This is a genomic window from Oceanobacter mangrovi (assembly GCF_019740315.1).
In the GTDB taxonomy this organism is placed as follows: Bacteria; Pseudomonadota; Gammaproteobacteria; order Pseudomonadales; family Oceanobacteraceae; genus Oceanobacter; species Oceanobacter mangrovi.
Genome location: NZ_JAHXZR010000008.1, coordinates 189,688 through 205,688 on the forward strand (window position 1 = coordinate 189,688; position 16,001 = coordinate 205,688).

At 54.5% G+C, this 16,001-nt stretch carries 15 protein-coding genes; 10 read left to right on the forward strand and 5 right to left on the reverse strand.

All coding sequences use genetic code 11. The features are described from left to right. Positions 1-47: 47 nt before the first annotated feature. Positions 48-752, reverse strand: a complete 705-nt coding sequence (locus tag K6123_RS16665; RefSeq protein ID WP_221799782.1) for a TOBE domain-containing protein — start codon at positions 750-752, stop codon at positions 48-50. A 281-nt stretch (positions 753-1,033) separates the two neighbouring features. Here K6123_RS16665 and K6123_RS16670 point away from each other — a divergent pair, with 281 nt between their 5' ends. The 7 genes from K6123_RS16670 to K6123_RS16700 all read left to right on the forward strand — a co-directional run bounded on the left by K6123_RS16670 (position 1,034) and on the right by K6123_RS16700 (position 7,996). Next, on the forward strand, positions 1,034-1,531 hold the full coding sequence (locus tag K6123_RS16670; RefSeq protein WP_221799784.1) for a MarR family winged helix-turn-helix transcriptional regulator: 498 nt from the start codon (positions 1,034-1,036) through the stop codon (positions 1,529-1,531). Positions 1,532-1,561: 30 nt separating this feature from the next. Then, positions 1,562-3,775 (forward strand): FUSC family protein, encoded by a 2,214-nt coding sequence (locus K6123_RS16675; RefSeq protein WP_221799786.1) that lies wholly within the window; start codon positions 1,562-1,564, stop codon positions 3,773-3,775. Beyond that, a complete protein-coding gene (locus K6123_RS16680) occupies positions 3,765-3,962 on the forward strand; it encodes a DUF1656 domain-containing protein (RefSeq protein ID WP_246624861.1) in 198 nt (65 codons plus the stop codon). The genes K6123_RS16675 and K6123_RS16680 overlap by 11 nt, the downstream gene beginning before the upstream one ends. Before the next feature lie 9 nt (positions 3,963-3,971). Further along, positions 3,972-4,970, forward strand: a complete 999-nt coding sequence (locus K6123_RS16685) for an HlyD family secretion protein (RefSeq protein ID WP_221799788.1) — start codon at positions 3,972-3,974, stop codon at positions 4,968-4,970. 166 nt (positions 4,971-5,136) lie between these two features. Beyond that, complete coding sequence (locus tag K6123_RS16690; protein WP_221799790.1) at positions 5,137-6,381, forward strand: dicarboxylate/amino acid:cation symporter; 1,245 nt, start codon at positions 5,137-5,139, stop codon at positions 6,379-6,381. 267 nt (positions 6,382-6,648) lie between these two features. Then, a complete protein-coding gene (locus K6123_RS16695) occupies positions 6,649-7,425 on the forward strand; it encodes a hypothetical protein (protein WP_221799792.1) in 777 nt (258 codons plus the stop codon). 142 nt (positions 7,426-7,567) lie between these two features. Then, a complete protein-coding gene (locus K6123_RS16700) occupies positions 7,568-7,996 on the forward strand; it encodes a hypothetical protein (RefSeq protein ID WP_221799794.1) in 429 nt (142 codons plus the stop codon). A gap of 185 nt (positions 7,997-8,181) precedes the next feature. On the opposite strand, the gene K6123_RS16705 is transcribed toward K6123_RS16700, so the two are convergent. The 3 genes from K6123_RS16705 to K6123_RS16715 all read right to left on the reverse strand — a co-directional run bounded on the left by K6123_RS16705 (position 8,182) and on the right by K6123_RS16715 (position 11,057). Continuing rightward, positions 8,182-9,516, reverse strand: coding sequence for a ferredoxin reductase family protein (locus K6123_RS16705; protein WP_221799796.1), 1,335 nt, complete (start codon positions 9,514-9,516; stop codon positions 8,182-8,184). A gap of 127 nt (positions 9,517-9,643) precedes the next feature. Further along, on the reverse strand, positions 9,644-10,318 hold the full coding sequence (locus K6123_RS16710; protein WP_221799798.1) for a DsbA family oxidoreductase: 675 nt from the start codon (positions 10,316-10,318) through the stop codon (positions 9,644-9,646). A gap of 127 nt (positions 10,319-10,445) precedes the next feature. Continuing rightward, on the reverse strand, positions 10,446-11,057 hold the full coding sequence (locus K6123_RS16715; protein WP_221799800.1) for a TetR/AcrR family transcriptional regulator: 612 nt from the start codon (positions 11,055-11,057) through the stop codon (positions 10,446-10,448). 97 nt (positions 11,058-11,154) lie between these two features. Here K6123_RS16715 and K6123_RS16720 point away from each other — a divergent pair, with 97 nt between their 5' ends. Genes K6123_RS16720 through K6123_RS16730 form a run of 3 tightly spaced genes read left to right on the forward strand, consistent with a single transcriptional unit; the run spans position 11,155 to position 15,388 of the window. Further along, the gene (locus K6123_RS16720) at positions 11,155-12,651 is read left to right on the forward strand and encodes an efflux transporter outer membrane subunit (RefSeq protein ID WP_221799802.1); all 1,497 of its coding nucleotides are present in this window, start codon (positions 11,155-11,157) and stop codon (positions 12,649-12,651) included. A gap of 17 nt (positions 12,652-12,668) precedes the next feature. Beyond that, the gene (locus K6123_RS16725; protein WP_221799804.1) at positions 12,669-13,835 is read left to right on the forward strand and encodes an HlyD family secretion protein; all 1,167 of its coding nucleotides are present in this window, start codon (positions 12,669-12,671) and stop codon (positions 13,833-13,835) included. Positions 13,836-13,840: 5 nt separating this feature from the next. Beyond that, positions 13,841-15,388: a DHA2 family efflux MFS transporter permease subunit gene (locus K6123_RS16730; protein WP_221799806.1), complete on the forward strand. Its 1,548-nt coding sequence runs from the start codon at positions 13,841-13,843 to the stop codon at positions 15,386-15,388. Positions 15,389-15,449: 61 nt separating this feature from the next. Here the strand turns inward: K6123_RS16730 and K6123_RS16735 are convergent, their stop codons facing one another. Further along, positions 15,450-15,983: a cytochrome b gene (locus K6123_RS16735; protein ID WP_221799808.1), complete on the reverse strand. Its 534-nt coding sequence runs from the start codon at positions 15,981-15,983 to the stop codon at positions 15,450-15,452. Positions 15,984-16,001: the final 18 nt, after the last annotated feature.

Genomic DNA, 16,001 nt, shown 5'->3' on the forward strand with positions numbered 1-16,001 from the left:
CGGGACTGACTCTACAGGCAGACCCAACCAGAGTTTTACGCTCCAGCCTACAAGTCCAGCGCCGCTGATTTGATTTGTACCCACAGTTTCAACCCGGGAGCCAGCCACAATTGTTTGGCCGAGCGCAGGGTGACCAGCGCAATAATCTCTGATGCTGCCAAACCATGCTCGAACAACCGTAGGCTGACCCGGCATAAACCTGGCTGGGCTGCATCAGCGACATGACTTACCTGCGCCCGTAGCTGATTCACAATGCTGGAGTCGTCGTGAGGCGTCAGTGTCAGACTGACATCACGGGCATCAATCCGAACCGGCAGGCGATCATCGACCACAAAACCTGTGCCAGCCACCCACAACGAACCACCCGGAATCGATAACCGGGTCAGATCCCATTCGTCGCAGATTTCCGCCACTCGCGCCCGCACCACGACATAGTCTCGCTCCTTGTTCTGTTCGGCGGAGTGATGCAGCCGAGCCAGATGTTTCTGTAATTCGGCAGTTGGCTCATGACTTTGCAACAACTGATGCGCCGAGCTGCCCGGTTGCTTGATCGCCCGCAACAAGTCCAGAAACAAACGCGCCTGGGTTCGACTGAGCTGACTGGTATACAGAGGTGCACAGATCGGAGAAATATCGCCTGCCACGTCATCATTAATTGGCTGTGGCTCGCGGGAGCTGTACAGCATGGCGGGCTGATTGCTGCGCAGCCGAATAGACAACCAGGTATCCTGCAGCTGGGGTTCGTTACTCATGCCGATCTCCTGAACAATTGGTGAGCCCGACTCGCAGATCCCACCCCGAATTTTGACAACGGCCACGGCACCGTTATTTACATCAATATATAACGAATAACCCTACTATTTTTCCAGTCTTTCATGGCCAAAGCGGATAACAGGCCTCACATTCCGGACCATTAGTCACACCGAACAAGATTGTTCCAGTCAGTCTGCTGATCAATCGGCCACAGCAGCTTGGCAAATTTCTTTTACTTATATAAATTACACAACTGAAATAAATATAAGTGAAATTCTTTATGTCGAGCTTTGATGTCATCGAAAAGCAGCTGGATCTGTTCAGTGGTCACAATCCGGGATTTGCCCGTGAAGAAGCAGGTCTGGTGCGGCTGATTCGGGCAGTCGACAAACAGGTTACTGACCGTGCCAATTTACAATTACGCCGTTTTGGCCTGTCGATGAGTGAATACAACACCCTGACCATGATGGACCCGGCGGGTCATGGCGTCAGTGTGTCCGAGCTGGTTGCCCGTACCGGTGAAAAACCGTCAAACATCACCCGTCTGACGGATCAGCTTTTAAAGAAAGGTCTGATCAAACGCTATATCAACGAAGATGACCGACGGGTCTGGATGGTCAGTCTCAGCGACGCAGGCATCGACCTGCTCGACCAGATCATTCCCTATATTTCCGACCAGCTGCACAAGGTGTTTATGCACGTTCCGGCCGACCAGCGTGTGGCCATGGAACAGTCGCTCAAGGTACTACTCACCAGTCTTGCCAGTGAACCGATTTAACCGCGCCCATTCAGCCAACGTGATGCTCTGATGAATTCCGAACCCCAGCGAACTGCCAGTAATCCATTCGTTAACCTGTGGCAGCAATGGCGGCAGGCCATGCAAGGCGAATCTGCCGCCTGGCTGTTTGTGCTGAAAGCCATGTTGTCGATGTACATCGCCTGCGGACTGGCAATGGCACTGGAATTACCCTCGCCCAGCATGGCCATGCTGACGGTACTGGTAGTGATGAACCAGCAGTCCGGCATGATCATGGCGAAAAGTTTTTACCGCATTATCGGCACTTTGATTGGTGGTGTGGCGGCCGTCACCATAGTCGCACTGTTCCCGCAGCAACCCATGCTAATGTTGGCGGCGATTGCCATCTGGAGTGGTGTTTGCGCCGCCGGAGCGTTAATGAACCGGGGCTTTCGCGGCTACACCTTTGTGCTGGCCGGTTATACCGTCGCCATGATCACATTACCTGTGGTGAACCACCCGGCGGCTATTTTTGAAGTGGCGATCAATCGCTTGGTCGAGGTCATGCTGGGACTCGGCGTTACCACACTGATCTTTGATGGCCTGTTTCCCAAACAGATGGCTGCCGGGGTCAAACAGATGGCCCGCAATAACCGCGACTATTTGATTGCCGAAGTCGCCGCCGGGCTGGCTGGCAACTCCGGCACACCACAACAGCTGCATATGGAAAGCTCTGGTAAAGCTGCGACGCTGGATGATCAGCTCAGCAATGCGGTGTTTGAAGGCCCCTGGCTCAGCAGCATCAGCCGACCGCTAAGACGCAGTAACCATTATTTCATGCAGTCGATCACCCGTTTACAGGCGCTGCGCCGGTTACAACAACGATTGCTGCAACAGCTGCCAAACGCTCATCAAACGCTGCAGCAATATCTGACACCCGTCAGTGAACGCTTGCAGGATAGCAACGATCAGCAGCTGATTGCCGATCTGCAACAAATGCAAAGCCGCCTGCAAGAACAATTGCAGCAAGCTGATGAAACAGCGTCATCGCAGTTAACCCCTACTGTCGAGATACAATTTGCCGAACAATACAGCGCTGAAGAACAACAGGCCATTGCCACGGGTCTGGCGCTGCTACAGCAATTATTAAAAGCCCTGATTCGCTGCCTGCATACGTTCGAGCTGGCAGAAAACTACCTGACAGACAAACAGCCTGACGCCCGCTATACACGGTTTTCGCGCGTCTATGACCCGGTGATGATTCTGATCGCCCTGGTTCGCACCACAGTGATAACTTTCAGCGTCGGCATGTTGTGGATTCTCAGCGGCTGGTCGTCCGGGGCCACCGGCATGTTTATTGTGCTGGCCTTGACCATGATGCTGGCACCGTTACCAAACCCGCTGGCGGCAGTGAAATTTGCCGTCGCAGGCCATACGCTGGCGCCTTTTATTGCGCTGATCTGCTTTACCACGTTGCCGTCGCTAACCAGTTATCCGATGCTGATTGTTGGTACTGCGCCATTTCTGATGGCAATGCTGTATGTGGTTACCCGGCCACCCTTGATCGGCTTTGGTATTCCACTCAACTTCGGTTTTATGGTGGCGCTGAACATTGGCCATACCGTCAGCCTGGATTACGGCTACTTTTTTAATGAAATGGTCGCCGCCATTATCGGGGTCTCGATGGCGGGGATTGGTTTTGCGCTGTTTCCCGGTGTGCATGGCACGGCTGGTCAGCGCCGACGTTTCCAGCAAATGCTGGATCAAAGCATTGGGATGGTGGTGCATCAGCCATTGGCGGGCTTGCCGGAACAGCTGGAAAGCCGCAACCGCGATATCACCCTGTTGCTGGCCAGCCAGCTGGAGGCTGGCAGCACTGCCGCACAACAATTTATGCGGCGCTCGCTGCTGACCCAGGAAGCCTGTTATGTGCTGCATTCATTACGGCAGCAGCTGCAATCCGGCAGTTTGGCAGAAACCGAAATCGCCCAGTTACAACAGCTGATCGGTTGGGTCGGTGACTACTGGCAAGACGGTTTTGTCAAAGCCGAAGGCCATCAACGTATTGATGCCAGCCTGGCGTTGCTGTACCAGAATCTGACATCTGACCAACAGCCACTGGCGACAGAAAAACGGCAGTTACGTGACCACCTGTATCTGCTGGCTGACGTGCTCGACGAGCTGCAAGCGTCGCAGCAACCCCATCAAACATCAAAGCCATCCGACTCATCCGGTCCTGACTTATCCGCTAAAGCCACATCCAGGGAGAACGCCCTTGCCTGCTGAATTTTCAATGGCGGGTATTTACCTGCCACGCGCCATGGTGCTGCTGGTCGCCTTGCTACCGGTGTTTGCCATTTCCGATCGGCTGCTGCTGAAGAGCGGTGTTTACCGCTGGATCTGGCATCCAGCGCTGGCTCGCATGGGCATTTTCATCACCACCTATTCACTTTGTTTTTCCTTGCTGGGGTAACACGTCACCATGAGCAAATCATCCATGATCCGGGTAACCACCACCGGGCTGATCGTTCTGGCTGCGGCATTTTCCGCTCACTGGGCCTGGTCCAGCTACACCACCGCACCCTGGACCCGGGACGGCCGCGTCAGGGCCGATATTGTCCGGGTTGCTGCCGATGTCTCCGGTCTGGTAACCAATGTCGCCGTCCACGATAACCAGACGGTCAAAGCCGGCGAGCTGTTGTTTGTGATTGACCGCGACCGCTTCAAACAGGCCGTCGATAAAGCCAGTTCTGACCTCGAATTGGCGCAGGCCGACGCCGCTGCCGCCCGTGCCAACCAGCAAATGACCGAAGAAAAGATCAAAGCCAGTCAGGCGCGTTTTGAAATGGCCCAACGGCGGGCCAAAAGCCGCGAAAAACTGAACCAGCTGGTATCGGATGAAATCGTCAAGGACAGCTATTCCAGTGCCGCCGAAGCCAAAGCTGAATTGAACCAGGCGCAGGCCGAAGCCAGTTTGGCAGCAGCCAATGTCACCAAGGCCGAAGCAGCGATCAAACAGGCAGAAACCCAGCTGGCAATGGCCGAGCTGAACTATCAGCGCACCGAGGTACGCGCTGCGGCTGATGGCACCATCACCAACCTCGACATCAAGCAGGGCGATTATGTTAGCGCCGGGATCGCCGCCATGGCGCTGCTGAAAAACAACAGCCTGTGGGTCTATGGCTATTTCGAGGAAACCAAGATTCCTGCCATTCACATTGGCGACAAGGCAGAAGTCACACTAATGGCTGGCGATCTGGTACTGCCGGGCGAAGTTGAAGGCATTGCTTCCGGTATTGCCGACAGCGCAGCCGCCACCAGCAACAATATGCTGGCAAACGTTACCCCGACGTTCAGCTGGATTCGACTGGCGCAGCGAATTCCGGTGCGGATTCGACTCGATACCAGCCACTTGCCCGCTGGTTATAACCTGGTGGCCGGTATGACGGCAGCCGTTGCTGTGACGCCAGCGCAGCCATAAGTGCCAAAGCGCTAACAGCAAAGCTGGCCAACGGAAACGCCGCTTTGGCAGCTTCACCTTGTTGTAAAACTTAATTCCATCACTGGTTAGCACGGCCGCTGCTGACAGCAGCGGCTGCAAGCCTTATTGTCCGAGCGTATAAGAACGACGATCAAGGAACCAAGTGATGACATCAACACCTCGTGGCTGGCCAAGCCTCAACAGCCAGATTCTGATCGCTGCGGTCATCGGCCTGGCGCTGGGCTACTGGCTCAATGGCATGGCCGATGAGTCAGCCGTCAAATCCACCATTCTCTACAGCGCCAACATCGCTGGCCGGTTTTTTATCGACCTGCTGAAAATGGTGCTGATCCCATTGATTTTCACTTCTATCGTGGTTGGGGTCGCCAATCTGCAGGCCCACCAACAAGCCAGCCGGGTGTGGAAACTGACGCTGGGATTTTTTGTGCTGTCTATGCTGTGCGCCATGGTGCTGTCACTGGTAATGACCAGCATTGTGCGGCCCGGCTCAGATATGCAGCTGGATATGTTTGCCGACAGCATGGCCAACTTCGAGGCCAAGCAAATGACCGGCAGTGAGTTTTTCGCCCAGCTACTGCACAGCCTGTTTATGAATCCGATTGCCGCGATGGCGGATTTCAAGATACTGCCGGTGGTGACCTTCGCGCTGTTTCTGGGCGTCGCACTGGTCAGTGCTGGCGACAAGGCCAAACAGATCAACACCCTGTTTCAGGAATTGCTGGAACTGCTGATGACCATCATTCGCTGGATCATGGTGCTGGCACCGCTCGGCGTATTGGCGCTGCTGACCAAACTGATCGCCACCCAGAACCTGCAACTGCTTGGCAGCATGGCTGAATTCATCGTGCTGGTGTTTGTTATCACCATTATCCACGGTGTGCTGGTACTGCCAGGGCTGATGTGGCTGTTTACCGGCAAAAGCCCCTGGTGGTTGTGGAAAGGTTCGCGCCCGGCGCTGGTCACGGCATTTGCCACCAGCTCCAGCGCTGCGACACTGCCCTTGAGCCTGCGCTGTAGTGAAGAAAACCTGGCGGTACGCAAGGAAGTGGCCGGTTTTGTCTTGCCGATTGGCGCCACCATGAATATGGACGGGACCGCCCTTTACGAAGCCTCGGCGGCGCTGTTTATTGCCTATCTGGCGGGTATTGATCTGTCGGTCGGAGCCCAGATTATTGTGATGCTGACTGCCATGATTGCCTCCATGGGCGCTCCCGGCATTCCCAGCGCAGGCATGGTCACCATGGTGATGGTACTGCAGTCGGTTGGCTTGCCCGCCGAGGCCATTGCCATTCTGCTGCCGATTGACCGCATCCTCGACACCATTCGCACAGCTGTGAACGTCGAAGGCGATATCGTCACCAGTGTGGTGGTTAATTCAAAAATCCATTAAAAACCGCCACTTCAATATCCATTTAATAAACAATCAAAGCCGGGCGATTATCAATTAATCGCCCAAGAATAATAAGCATTCCAATCGCCAGCTAATTACAGATTACACACTTATACATATAGAAATATACAAACCAGTCAAAGCCAATTCTCACCGATTCAATATTCAACCCTTTCATAAAATACAGTTTGTATGTTTTTTATCAGAACTATATATTTAATTCTGATAACCCTGTCTCTTCCTTATTCTCAAAAGGTAACCTGATTGATGAAATTGGCATTAGCGACTGCTATTTCTACCGCCAGCCTGTTTTCTGCAATTTCCTATGCAGAGCCTGTTTCTGCTGCAGAAGTTGAATACCTGACCGGTAGCCTCTGCACCCTGTCCCAACGGATATCCAAAGACTATCTGGCAATTGGTGCCGATATTCGTCCGGATATTGCAGAAAAAGACATGAATGACAGTATTGGCTTATTTGAACAGCGGATAGACCAACTGACCGAATACGCGCGTAATTCGAATATGAAGGATGAATTCGACAATCTGGCGAGCCTGTGGTCTTCATACCGGCTTGATATCCAGGCGCAGCCAACCAAAACCAACGCCCTCTCTATGCTGAAAGACAGTGATGCCCTGCTGGTTGCCTGTAACAGAGTGGTCGATTTACTCGCCAGTCAAAGCGACTCACCCTACGCCCAGCTACTGGACATATCCGAGCAGGAAACCACGCTGACTCAAAAAATCGCACGTGACTATTATGCCTTGTACTGGAATATCGACTCCGATCACTCCCGCACAGATTTCCAGAAGTCAGTAAAGGATTTTGACTCCAATCTGCAGCGTTTGCTGTCCAGTGCCGATAACAGTGCTGAAACCCAGGCCCTGTTGGAAAAAATCGCAGCACAGTGGAAATTCTCCAATGCGGGGTTCCAGCTCGACCTGTCTGGCCAGTATGTGCCCACCGTCATTTCTGTGACCACAGATTCGATTTACAAGAAAATGGCTGACGTTGCCATCCGCTACGAAACACGGCTGGAAAAATAACTCTCGCGGCATGGACGCCACCTGCCTTCCCGAGCCAGCATGACCATATCCTGCGATTTCCCCTTGGCTATGCCATACAGACCCGCTATTGTCACAGCCCTTTTTTAGACTCGCTGATTGTCATTCCAAGCTGGAGGCCGTTATGAACGCCGCCGTGCCATACCCCATTCAAAATCCACTGAAAGAACTCGCCCTAAATGGTGTCTGCAAATATTTGCTGGATAACCGCACCATTCATATTCAGGTTGAAGAAGTGTTGAACCTGCGTGGTCAGGGTAACCTCAGTGGCACTCTGGTACTGGAAGTCTGGGCGCTACCGCAACGCTACGCGGGCGGTGATTTTAGCGGTTATCTGCTCGCCAGCCAGACGCTGGGAGAATTGGCCGGACAACATTGCTTACGTCAGTGTGACTATGCGCTGCCTATCAGTGAGCCGGAGGCGGGGGTGTGGGAAATGGTGTTAATGCTGCGGGAGTGGCACAACGGTGCTTACATCACCCGCGATTACATCAATTTTCAGTATCGGTTGCGGGCAGAAAATACCATCGCATTAAGCCTGGAAGGTGTGTAGGGGCAAGGCATGCCTTGCCAGCAGATGCGGGCGGGACGCCCGCACTCCCGTCCCGTTGTAGTCTCAATCACGGCTCTGTCCCGACATGTCGGGACCCTACGACGTTATAAAAAATCGATTTTCGTAGGGGCAAGGCATGCCTTGCTACCAGAGCGGGCGGGACGCCCGCGCTCCCAGCCAGCCGCTTAACGCATCTGGAACAGCTCCTGATGGAAGTGGCTGGTATCAAAACCCTTGCTGCGGAAGTCCTGTTTAAGCTTATCAGCAAAGGCCACCGGGCCGCAGAACCAGACACTGGAAACCTGCCAGTCTGGCACTTGCTGACAGATACGCTCAACCGTCAAACGGCCATCGACACCAGACACAATAAGATTGAGCGTTACACCCGCTGCTTCGGCATCAGCCTTGAGTTTGGCCAGCGCGTTTTCATCAATATCCGCCGTTGAATGAAACAGGTCGACGGTTTTCCGGCCAGGCAGTTGCGCCAGTTCCTGCAAGCGCGCCACAAAGGGGGTAATGCCGATACCGGCACCAATCCAGATCTGGTGTGGACGGTCATCTTCAAAATCAAAGCAGCCGTACGGCCCTTCCACCTCAACCTCCAGACCCGGCTTCAAATAGTCGAGCATCCGACTGGTGTGGTCGCCCAGCGCCTTGCTGATAATGGTCAGGCATTGACTGGATTCATCCCAGGCCGAAGCAATGGTAAAGGGATGCGGGCCTTCGCGGTCATTGGTGGTAACAAAGGCGAACTGCCCCGCCTTGTGACCAGGCCAACCGGCTTTCACACGAATCGAGGTTTCGACCGTACGCAGCTCCGGGTAATGCACCACCGCGGCAATTTCACCGCCGACACGACGGTTTTTACCCACCTGACGAGCCAGAATCCAGATACCAGACAAGCTGCCGCCCAGCATCAACAGCGCCAGTAGCCAGCCTATTGGCTGCGTCCAATAATCAAATTTGATCAGAACCAGCGAGTGGAAGACCAGCGCCAGATAACCAATCGCCAGCAAGGTGTGGGTTTTCTTGAACAGGTGATAGGGGAATTTCTTGATCAGCGCCAGCACCATCAGCAAGGCTGCGGCGTAAAAGGCCCATTCACCGACACTTTCAGCAAAACCACGACTACTGCGGAACAGGCCTTCGATATAACCCAGAGTTTCTTCCGGCCGCGGACCACGCTGGGGTTTTTCCAGCCAGCCCCAACCAACCATCCATTTGGTGCCCTTGGCCATCCACCAGTGCAGGGTCGCCGCGACCAGCGCAGAAATCCCCAGCCACTTATGTAGCCGGTACATTTTATCCAGACCATTCAGACGGCTTTCGAGCCAGCGCGAACGTACCGCCAACATCATGGCAACACTCATCACAGCGATCGCAATCGCACCACTGTATTGCACAAATACCGTACGGAATGAGAAATAGGTAAAAGGGTCAGGCAACAGACTGTCGGCCAAAAACCAGAGAGCACTGACCAGCACCAACAGGCCCCAGAAAGTACGGCTTGCAGCTTTCATGATGATTCCTTGAAAAGCCAAATTCAGATTTGGCTAATCATAAAGAATGGCCGGTTAAGCGAACCTTAAGATTTATATGCGGGGATGATCTACGGCATCCTTGCCGCGGAATTCACTGTTGCTGGATTCAGTGCGACGCTTCGATCAATCGATCGATGACTTCGAGAATGGCTTGTGGAGGCTGGGCACCGTTAATCAGATACTGGTCGTTCAGGATCATCGCCGGTACGGAACGAATACCCCGCTCCTGCCAAAGCTGCTCTTCGTTACGGACTTCGTCAGCGTAGAGGCCTTGTTCGAGCACGTCGCGAGCTTGCTGGCCATTCAGGCCACACTCTTCGGCAACAGCAACCAGCACATCATGGTGACTGACGTTACGGTTATCGGTGAAGTTGGCCTGTAGCAGTGCAAATTTCAGCATCATGGGCTTGCTGCTGTCAGGCAAGGTAGCGACCCAATGCAGCAGCCGGTGAGCATCAAAAGTATTCCATTTACGACTGTCGTCGTTGAAGTCGAAGCGGAACCCGACTGTGTTGCCACGCTGGGAAATCAACGAGTGATTTTCCCGTACTTGTTGCTCGGTCAGACCGTATTTATCACGCAGATACGGCATCACCAGTTCGCCATCTGCCGCCATCCCCGGCGACAATTCAAACGGCCGGAAATGGATTTCGACCTTGAGATCCCGTTGCCGCAACTCCAGTGCTTTCAGCAAACTGGCCAGGCCGATAGCACACCATGGGCATACAACATCAGAGACAAAATCGATTTTAACAGGAGTCTTTCGCTCGTTTGAGGTCATGAAGTTGGTCCAGACTGCAAATGGTTTACACTCGTACGACAATACTCCTGCCCGGCACGGCTGCCAAGCTATCGGCCACGAAGCATGCCCAAGTGGTCAAAATCCCGCCACATTGACCATTTTGTAGTCAGTCTGACTGTTTGCCGTAAGCCATCCAGAACACATCCACCGCTCGTTCAACCGCCGCTTGCAGTTGCGGCTCGGTCAGTTCCGGAGCATCACGCCAGACCAGCCATTCGGTAAATTCAGACTCCAATAACCCCAACAGGTGAGTCGTCATCCGATTAGCATCAACTGTTTTCAAAATTCCCTTGTCGATTGCCAGCTGCAGCCGCTCAGAAATTCGTTGCTCACCCAGCTTGCGACTGCGGCGATAACAGTCGTGGCCGAGGTCAGAACGCAGGGCTTCGGCAATCACCAGACGCCGCACCGATAGTACATCTGGTGAGAAAAGCAGTTTCAGTAATGCCACCCCAAACTGTTGCAACGCTTGTTTAAACGTAGCGTCGGAGAAATCCAGTAAAGCCTGGGCGGCATCAAATTGCTGTTGGTTGGAGCTCACCATTACTTCCAGAAACAGCTTCTCTTTCGAAGAAAAGTAGTTGTAAAGCGTGGCTTTGGAGCCTCCGACCCGCGCAGAAATCTCCGCCATGGAGGTGCGTTCAAAACCGGATTCCCGAAACACCTCGGTGGCAACCTCAACAATATGCAAACGTCTGGCTTCTGATTTTGTTTTCATTCTCACGCTCAAAACTGTACTGACTGGTTCATTTTACGCTTGACTACGGAAAAATCAAAATTAAACTGTACAGTACGGTTCACTTATGGAGTTCGTCATGTCCATCCCCCCTGCTTTTCCTGCGTCTGGCCCCTCGCGTTATTGGCCACTCGCCAGCCTGCTGACCTTGTTGGTACTGGGTGGCTGCGCCCAATTACCACCAGAGCAAGCCTCTCCGGACATGATGACTGCCAATAAAGATACATTCGCCAGTCAGCAGTCGCTGGCTGGCACTGCCGCAGCCTGGCCACAACAACAATGGTGGCAGCAATATGGCGACGCCCAGCTGGATCAACTGATCAGTGAAGGCTTGGCCAGCTCACCAGATATGACCATTGCCGCAGCGCGGGTACGAGCGGCTGCCGCCTTCAGTGATGTCACCGCCTCGGCTACCTCCCCGCAGCTGAGCGCCAATGTCGACATCACCAAACAGAAACAGAGCTACAACTACCTGACCCCGGATGCGTTCACGCCGCAAGGCTGGAACAACTATGGTCTGGCGACGCTGAACCTGAACTGGGAAATCGATTTCTGGGGCAAGAACAGCGCGGCGCTGGCATCAGCGATTTCCAGCCTGCAAGCCAGCCAGGCTGAACTGGCAGATGCCCGCCTGACGCTAGCGGCCAATATTGCCACCCGCTACGCCGAGCTGGCACAGCTGTTCGCCAGCCGTGACACTCTCATGCGGGCGCTGGAAATCCGTAACCAGACACTGGAGCTGATTAATCAGCGTTATGACAACGGCCTCGAAACCCTCGGCAGCCGTTATCGCGCGGAATCTCGCAAGGCTAATGCTGAAAACGATCTGCTGGCGATTGATGAGTCCATCGCGCTGAAGCGTAACCAGTTGGCGGCACTACTGGGCCAGGGCCCGGATCGTGGCCTCGCCATTGAACGCCCGGCGATCAAGCTTGATAAGGAATTTGCACTGCCAGATCAGGTGGCACTGGAACTGCTCGGTCGTCGGCCAGACATCAGTGCGGCCCGCTTGCAGGTTGAAGCCATGGCCAGCGAAGAGGAATCTCGCAAAGCCGCCTTTTATCCCAACGTAAACCTGTCAGCTTATTTTGGTTTGCAGTCGATTTATCTGGATCAGCTGGTTGAAAGCGGCTCTACCGTTGGCAGTGTTGGCCCAGCGATTTCGCTGCCGATTTTCAACGGCGGCCGCCTGCGTGCCCAACTGCGCGACAGTCAAGCGCAATACGATCTGGCGGTTGGCAGTTATAACCAGACCGTCACCCATGCGCTGCAACAGGTGGCCGACACCGCCGTCAGCCAAAAAGCGCTGAACGGCCGCATCAGCAAGGCCGAGGAAGCATACCAGGCTGCACAACATGCCTGGCAAATTGCCCAGAACCGTTATCAGGGCGGCCTCGACAGCTACCTCGACGTACTGTCTGCCGAAGACCTGCTATTGGGTAACCTGCAGACCCTGACCGATTTACGCTCTCGTTCCTTTGTGCTCGATATCGCCATGCAACGCGCGCTCGGTGGTGGTTATCAGCAAGCCTCTGAGCCGCAAACAGAACAACAGCAAGTCAGCAGCGCTGAATAATTTTTTGGAGAGTCATCATGTCAGAACAACACAACGCCGCTGGCCAGCCATCGCAAGCCAATAACAGCCAGCGTCGCAACAAGCTTTTAATGGGTCTCGGTGGTATCGTCGCCGCAGCAGCAATCGGTTACTTCAGCTGGTATCAACTGGTTGGCTCCCACTATGTCAGTACCGACAACGCCTACACGGCTGCCGAAATTGCCCAGATTACCCCAGCGGTTTCCGGCACCATTGCCGAGGTATTGGTGAGCGACACCGACAAGGTTCACAAAGGCGACCTGCTGGTCGTCATTGACCCGGCTGATGCCAACCTGGCCTTGCGTCAGGCCGACGCCGAGCTGGATCAAACCCTCCGTCGTGTACGTGGTTATTACGCCAACGACCGCGCCCTGCAAGCCCAGGTTGACGCCCGCAAGGCAGAAAAAGCCGCTGCTGACGCCCAGCTCGAAGCCGCCAAGGGTGACTTCGAACGCGCCAATATCGACCTTGACCGTCGCAAGGCGCTGGTAAAATCCGGTTCCATTTCCGGTGACGAGCTGACCCGCGCCCAGAACGCCTGGTCTTCTGCTCGCGCGTCCCTGACCGCCGCCCAGGCCTCTGCTGCCCAGTCACAGGCGATTCTGATTGCCGCCCAGCAACAGCTGGACGCCAACTCGGTACTGATCAGTGGCACCGAAGCTGAGTCCCACCCGGAAGTGCTGGCCGCCCAGGCTCGTCGTGACCGTGCCCAGCTGGATCTCAGCCGTACCGAAATCCGCGCGCCAGTTGATGGTGTGGTCGCCAAACGCAGCGTGCAGCTGGGTCAGCGGGTACAGGCTGGCACTCCGTTGCTGTCAGTGGTTCCAGTGAACCAGATGTACGTTGATGCCAACTTTAAGGAAGGTGAGCTGCAACAGGTTCGGGCTGGCCAGCAGGTCGAAATTACCGCCGACCTGTACGGCAAAACCGTTACCTACCAAGGGGTTGTGGAAGGATTCTCTGGCGGTACAGGTTCGGCCTTCGCGGCGATTCCGGCGCAGAACGCCACCGGTAACTGGATCAAGGTCGTGCAGCGTCTGCCGGTTCGTATTCGTCTCGACCAGCAACAGCTGGAGCAATATCCGCTGCGTGTTGGCCTGTCAATGCAGGTAGAGATTGATACCAGCAGTCATGATGACTCCTCAGCGGTCACCTTCGCCGAGTAATTCCGATGAGCTACGATCCCGCTTATCAAAATCATGAGAAGCCGCTGCAAGGCGGCATGCTGATCCTTGCGGCACTGGTGTTGGCAGCAGCCAACTTCATTGCCGTACTGGATATGACGATTGCCAACGTCTCGGTGCCAACCATTGCTGGCGGCCTTGGTGCCACCACCAGCCAGGGAACCTGGGTAATTACCTCCTACGCGGTGGCAGAAGCCATCACGGTTCCGTTAACTGGCTGGCTGGCAGCACGCTTTGGTGCGGTGCGAGTGTTTGCCGTGTGCATGGCGCTGTTCGGCGTATTTTCCATGCTTTGTGGCCTGGCTACGTCGCTGGAAATGCTGGTGATTGCCCGGATTTTCCAGGGTCTGGCGGGCGGCCCGCTGATGCCCTTGTCACAAACCCTGTTACTGCGGATTTTCCCTCCCGATAAGGCTGGCGCAGCAATTGGTTTGTGGTCAATGACGACCCTGATTGCACCGGTACTGGGGCCGATTCTCGGTGGTTACCTGTGTGATGCCTACAGCTGGCACTGGATTTTCCTGATCAACCTGCCAGTAGCTGTAGTGTGTTCCATCGCTGCCTGGCGTTTGCTGAAACGTTATGAAGAACCGTTGAAAAAAGCATCAATCGACATTGTTGGCTTGCTGCTGTTGATCGGCTGGGTTGGCTGTTTGCAGCTGATGCTGGACGAAGGCAAGAACCTCGACTGGTTTGAGTCGGCAGAAATTGTTGGTCTGGCGATCTTTGCGGTGATCGGTTTTGCCGCCTTTATGATCTGGGAACTGCATGAGGCCAACCCGATTGTCGATCTGCGGGTATTCCGTCACCGCGGTTTCTCGGCAGCGGTACTGACCATCAGCCTGGCTTTTGCGGCCTTCTTTGGCATCAACGTGCTGACACCGCAATGGCTGCAGGGCTTTATGGGCTACACCTCGACCGAATCCGGCATGGTAACCGCATGGACCGGTGTGCTGGCAGTTGTTGTCGCACCAATGGCCGCCGCTCTGTCGATGAAGGTGGATGCCCGCAAACTGGTGTTTGGTGGCGTGATGTGGCTCGGCATCATTACTCTCTGGCGTACCTATGCCAGCACCGACATGGACTATTGGGATATTTCACTGCCGCTGCTGTTTATGGGCCTCGGACTACCGTTCTTCTTTGTTCCGCTGACTGGCCTGGCAATGGCCAGTGTGGAGCCAGAAGAAATGGCTTCTGCAGCCGGTTTGATGAACTTCTTGCGGACATTGTCAGGCGCCTTCGCCACTTCGCTGATTACCACCAGCTGGGAAAACCAGACCACCCGTAACCATGCGGAACTGGTTGGTCAACTGGATGCGGATGGCAGTGTGACACGGCTGCTGGAGCAATCCGGGATGAATGCAGGGGCAGTAAATCAAACACTGGATCAACTGTTAACCAGCCAGAGTGTGATGCTGGCGACCAACCAGATCTTTACGGTCGTCGCCATCGTGCTGTTTATCGCCGCATTTGCGATCTGGCTGGCACCCAAGCCCGCCAAAACCGTAGATCCGGCGGCAGCTGGCGGTCATTGATGGATGCAGAGGGCTGCCACCCAGGAGCGTGGCAGCCCGACAGCTTGTTCACTAGGCAAAATCAGAGTTTACGCAAGCCCATCCGCAGCAGCGTGCGATCTTTCATAAAGATGTGGTGATAAATGGCTGCGCCCGCATGACCCAGAATCAGCAAAATCAACACATTGGCCGTGACACCATGAACACCTTCGGTAAATTCATGGAAATCATGTTCCTTACCTACCAGCGTTGGTAATTCCCAGCCAAACATGCTGACCGCATGGCCACCACTCTGAGACATCAGAATGCCGCTGATCGGCATGATCAGCATACACAGGTACAAGAGCCCATGACCCATTTTGGCCAGCTTGATGTTTTTGGCAGTCATTTCCGGCAGATCATCCACCGGATTGAGGAAACGGTTAAGAATACGGGCAATGACGATGAACAATAACAGCGCCCCAAAGGACTTGTGCAGCCCCATCAGCTCGAATTTCTCCGGCCCTTCCATATCTTCCATCATCAGCCCGACCACAATCATGCCGAGAATCAGCACCGCACTGCCCCAATGGAACAGTTTGCTGACGAGGTTGTAATTCCGAATATCGCTGGTCATTTCAGTCGTCCACCTTGT

Excerpts from the sequence above, each read along its gene's own strand:
- K6123_RS16665 (WP_221799782.1), bottom strand. The coding sequence starts at position 752 with ATGAGTAACGAACCCCAGCTGCAGGATACCTGGTTGTCTATTCGGCTG.
- K6123_RS16670 (WP_221799784.1), top strand. The coding sequence starts at position 1,034 with ATGTCGAGCTTTGATGTCATCGAAAAGCAGCTGGATCTGTTCAGTGGT.
- K6123_RS16675 (WP_221799786.1), top strand. The coding sequence starts at position 1,562 with ATGAATTCCGAACCCCAGCGAACTGCCAGTAATCCATTCGTTAACCTG.
- K6123_RS16685 (WP_221799788.1), top strand. The coding sequence starts at position 3,972 with ATGAGCAAATCATCCATGATCCGGGTAACCACCACCGGGCTGATCGTT.
- K6123_RS16690 (WP_221799790.1), top strand. The coding sequence starts at position 5,137 with ATGACATCAACACCTCGTGGCTGGCCAAGCCTCAACAGCCAGATTCTG.
- K6123_RS16695 (WP_221799792.1), top strand. The coding sequence starts at position 6,649 with ATGAAATTGGCATTAGCGACTGCTATTTCTACCGCCAGCCTGTTTTCT.
- K6123_RS16700 (WP_221799794.1), top strand. The coding sequence starts at position 7,568 with ATGAACGCCGCCGTGCCATACCCCATTCAAAATCCACTGAAAGAACTC.
- K6123_RS16705 (WP_221799796.1), bottom strand. The coding sequence starts at position 9,516 with ATGAAAGCTGCAAGCCGTACTTTCTGGGGCCTGTTGGTGCTGGTCAGT.
- K6123_RS16710 (WP_221799798.1), bottom strand. The coding sequence starts at position 10,318 with ATGACCTCAAACGAGCGAAAGACTCCTGTTAAAATCGATTTTGTCTCT.
- K6123_RS16715 (WP_221799800.1), bottom strand. The coding sequence starts at position 11,057 with ATGAAAACAAAATCAGAAGCCAGACGTTTGCATATTGTTGAGGTTGCC.
- K6123_RS16720 (WP_221799802.1), top strand. The coding sequence starts at position 11,155 with ATGTCCATCCCCCCTGCTTTTCCTGCGTCTGGCCCCTCGCGTTATTGG.
- K6123_RS16725 (WP_221799804.1), top strand. The coding sequence starts at position 12,669 with ATGTCAGAACAACACAACGCCGCTGGCCAGCCATCGCAAGCCAATAAC.
- K6123_RS16730 (WP_221799806.1), top strand. The coding sequence starts at position 13,841 with ATGAGCTACGATCCCGCTTATCAAAATCATGAGAAGCCGCTGCAAGGC.
- K6123_RS16735 (WP_221799808.1), bottom strand. The coding sequence starts at position 15,983 with ATGACCAGCGATATTCGGAATTACAACCTCGTCAGCAAACTGTTCCAT.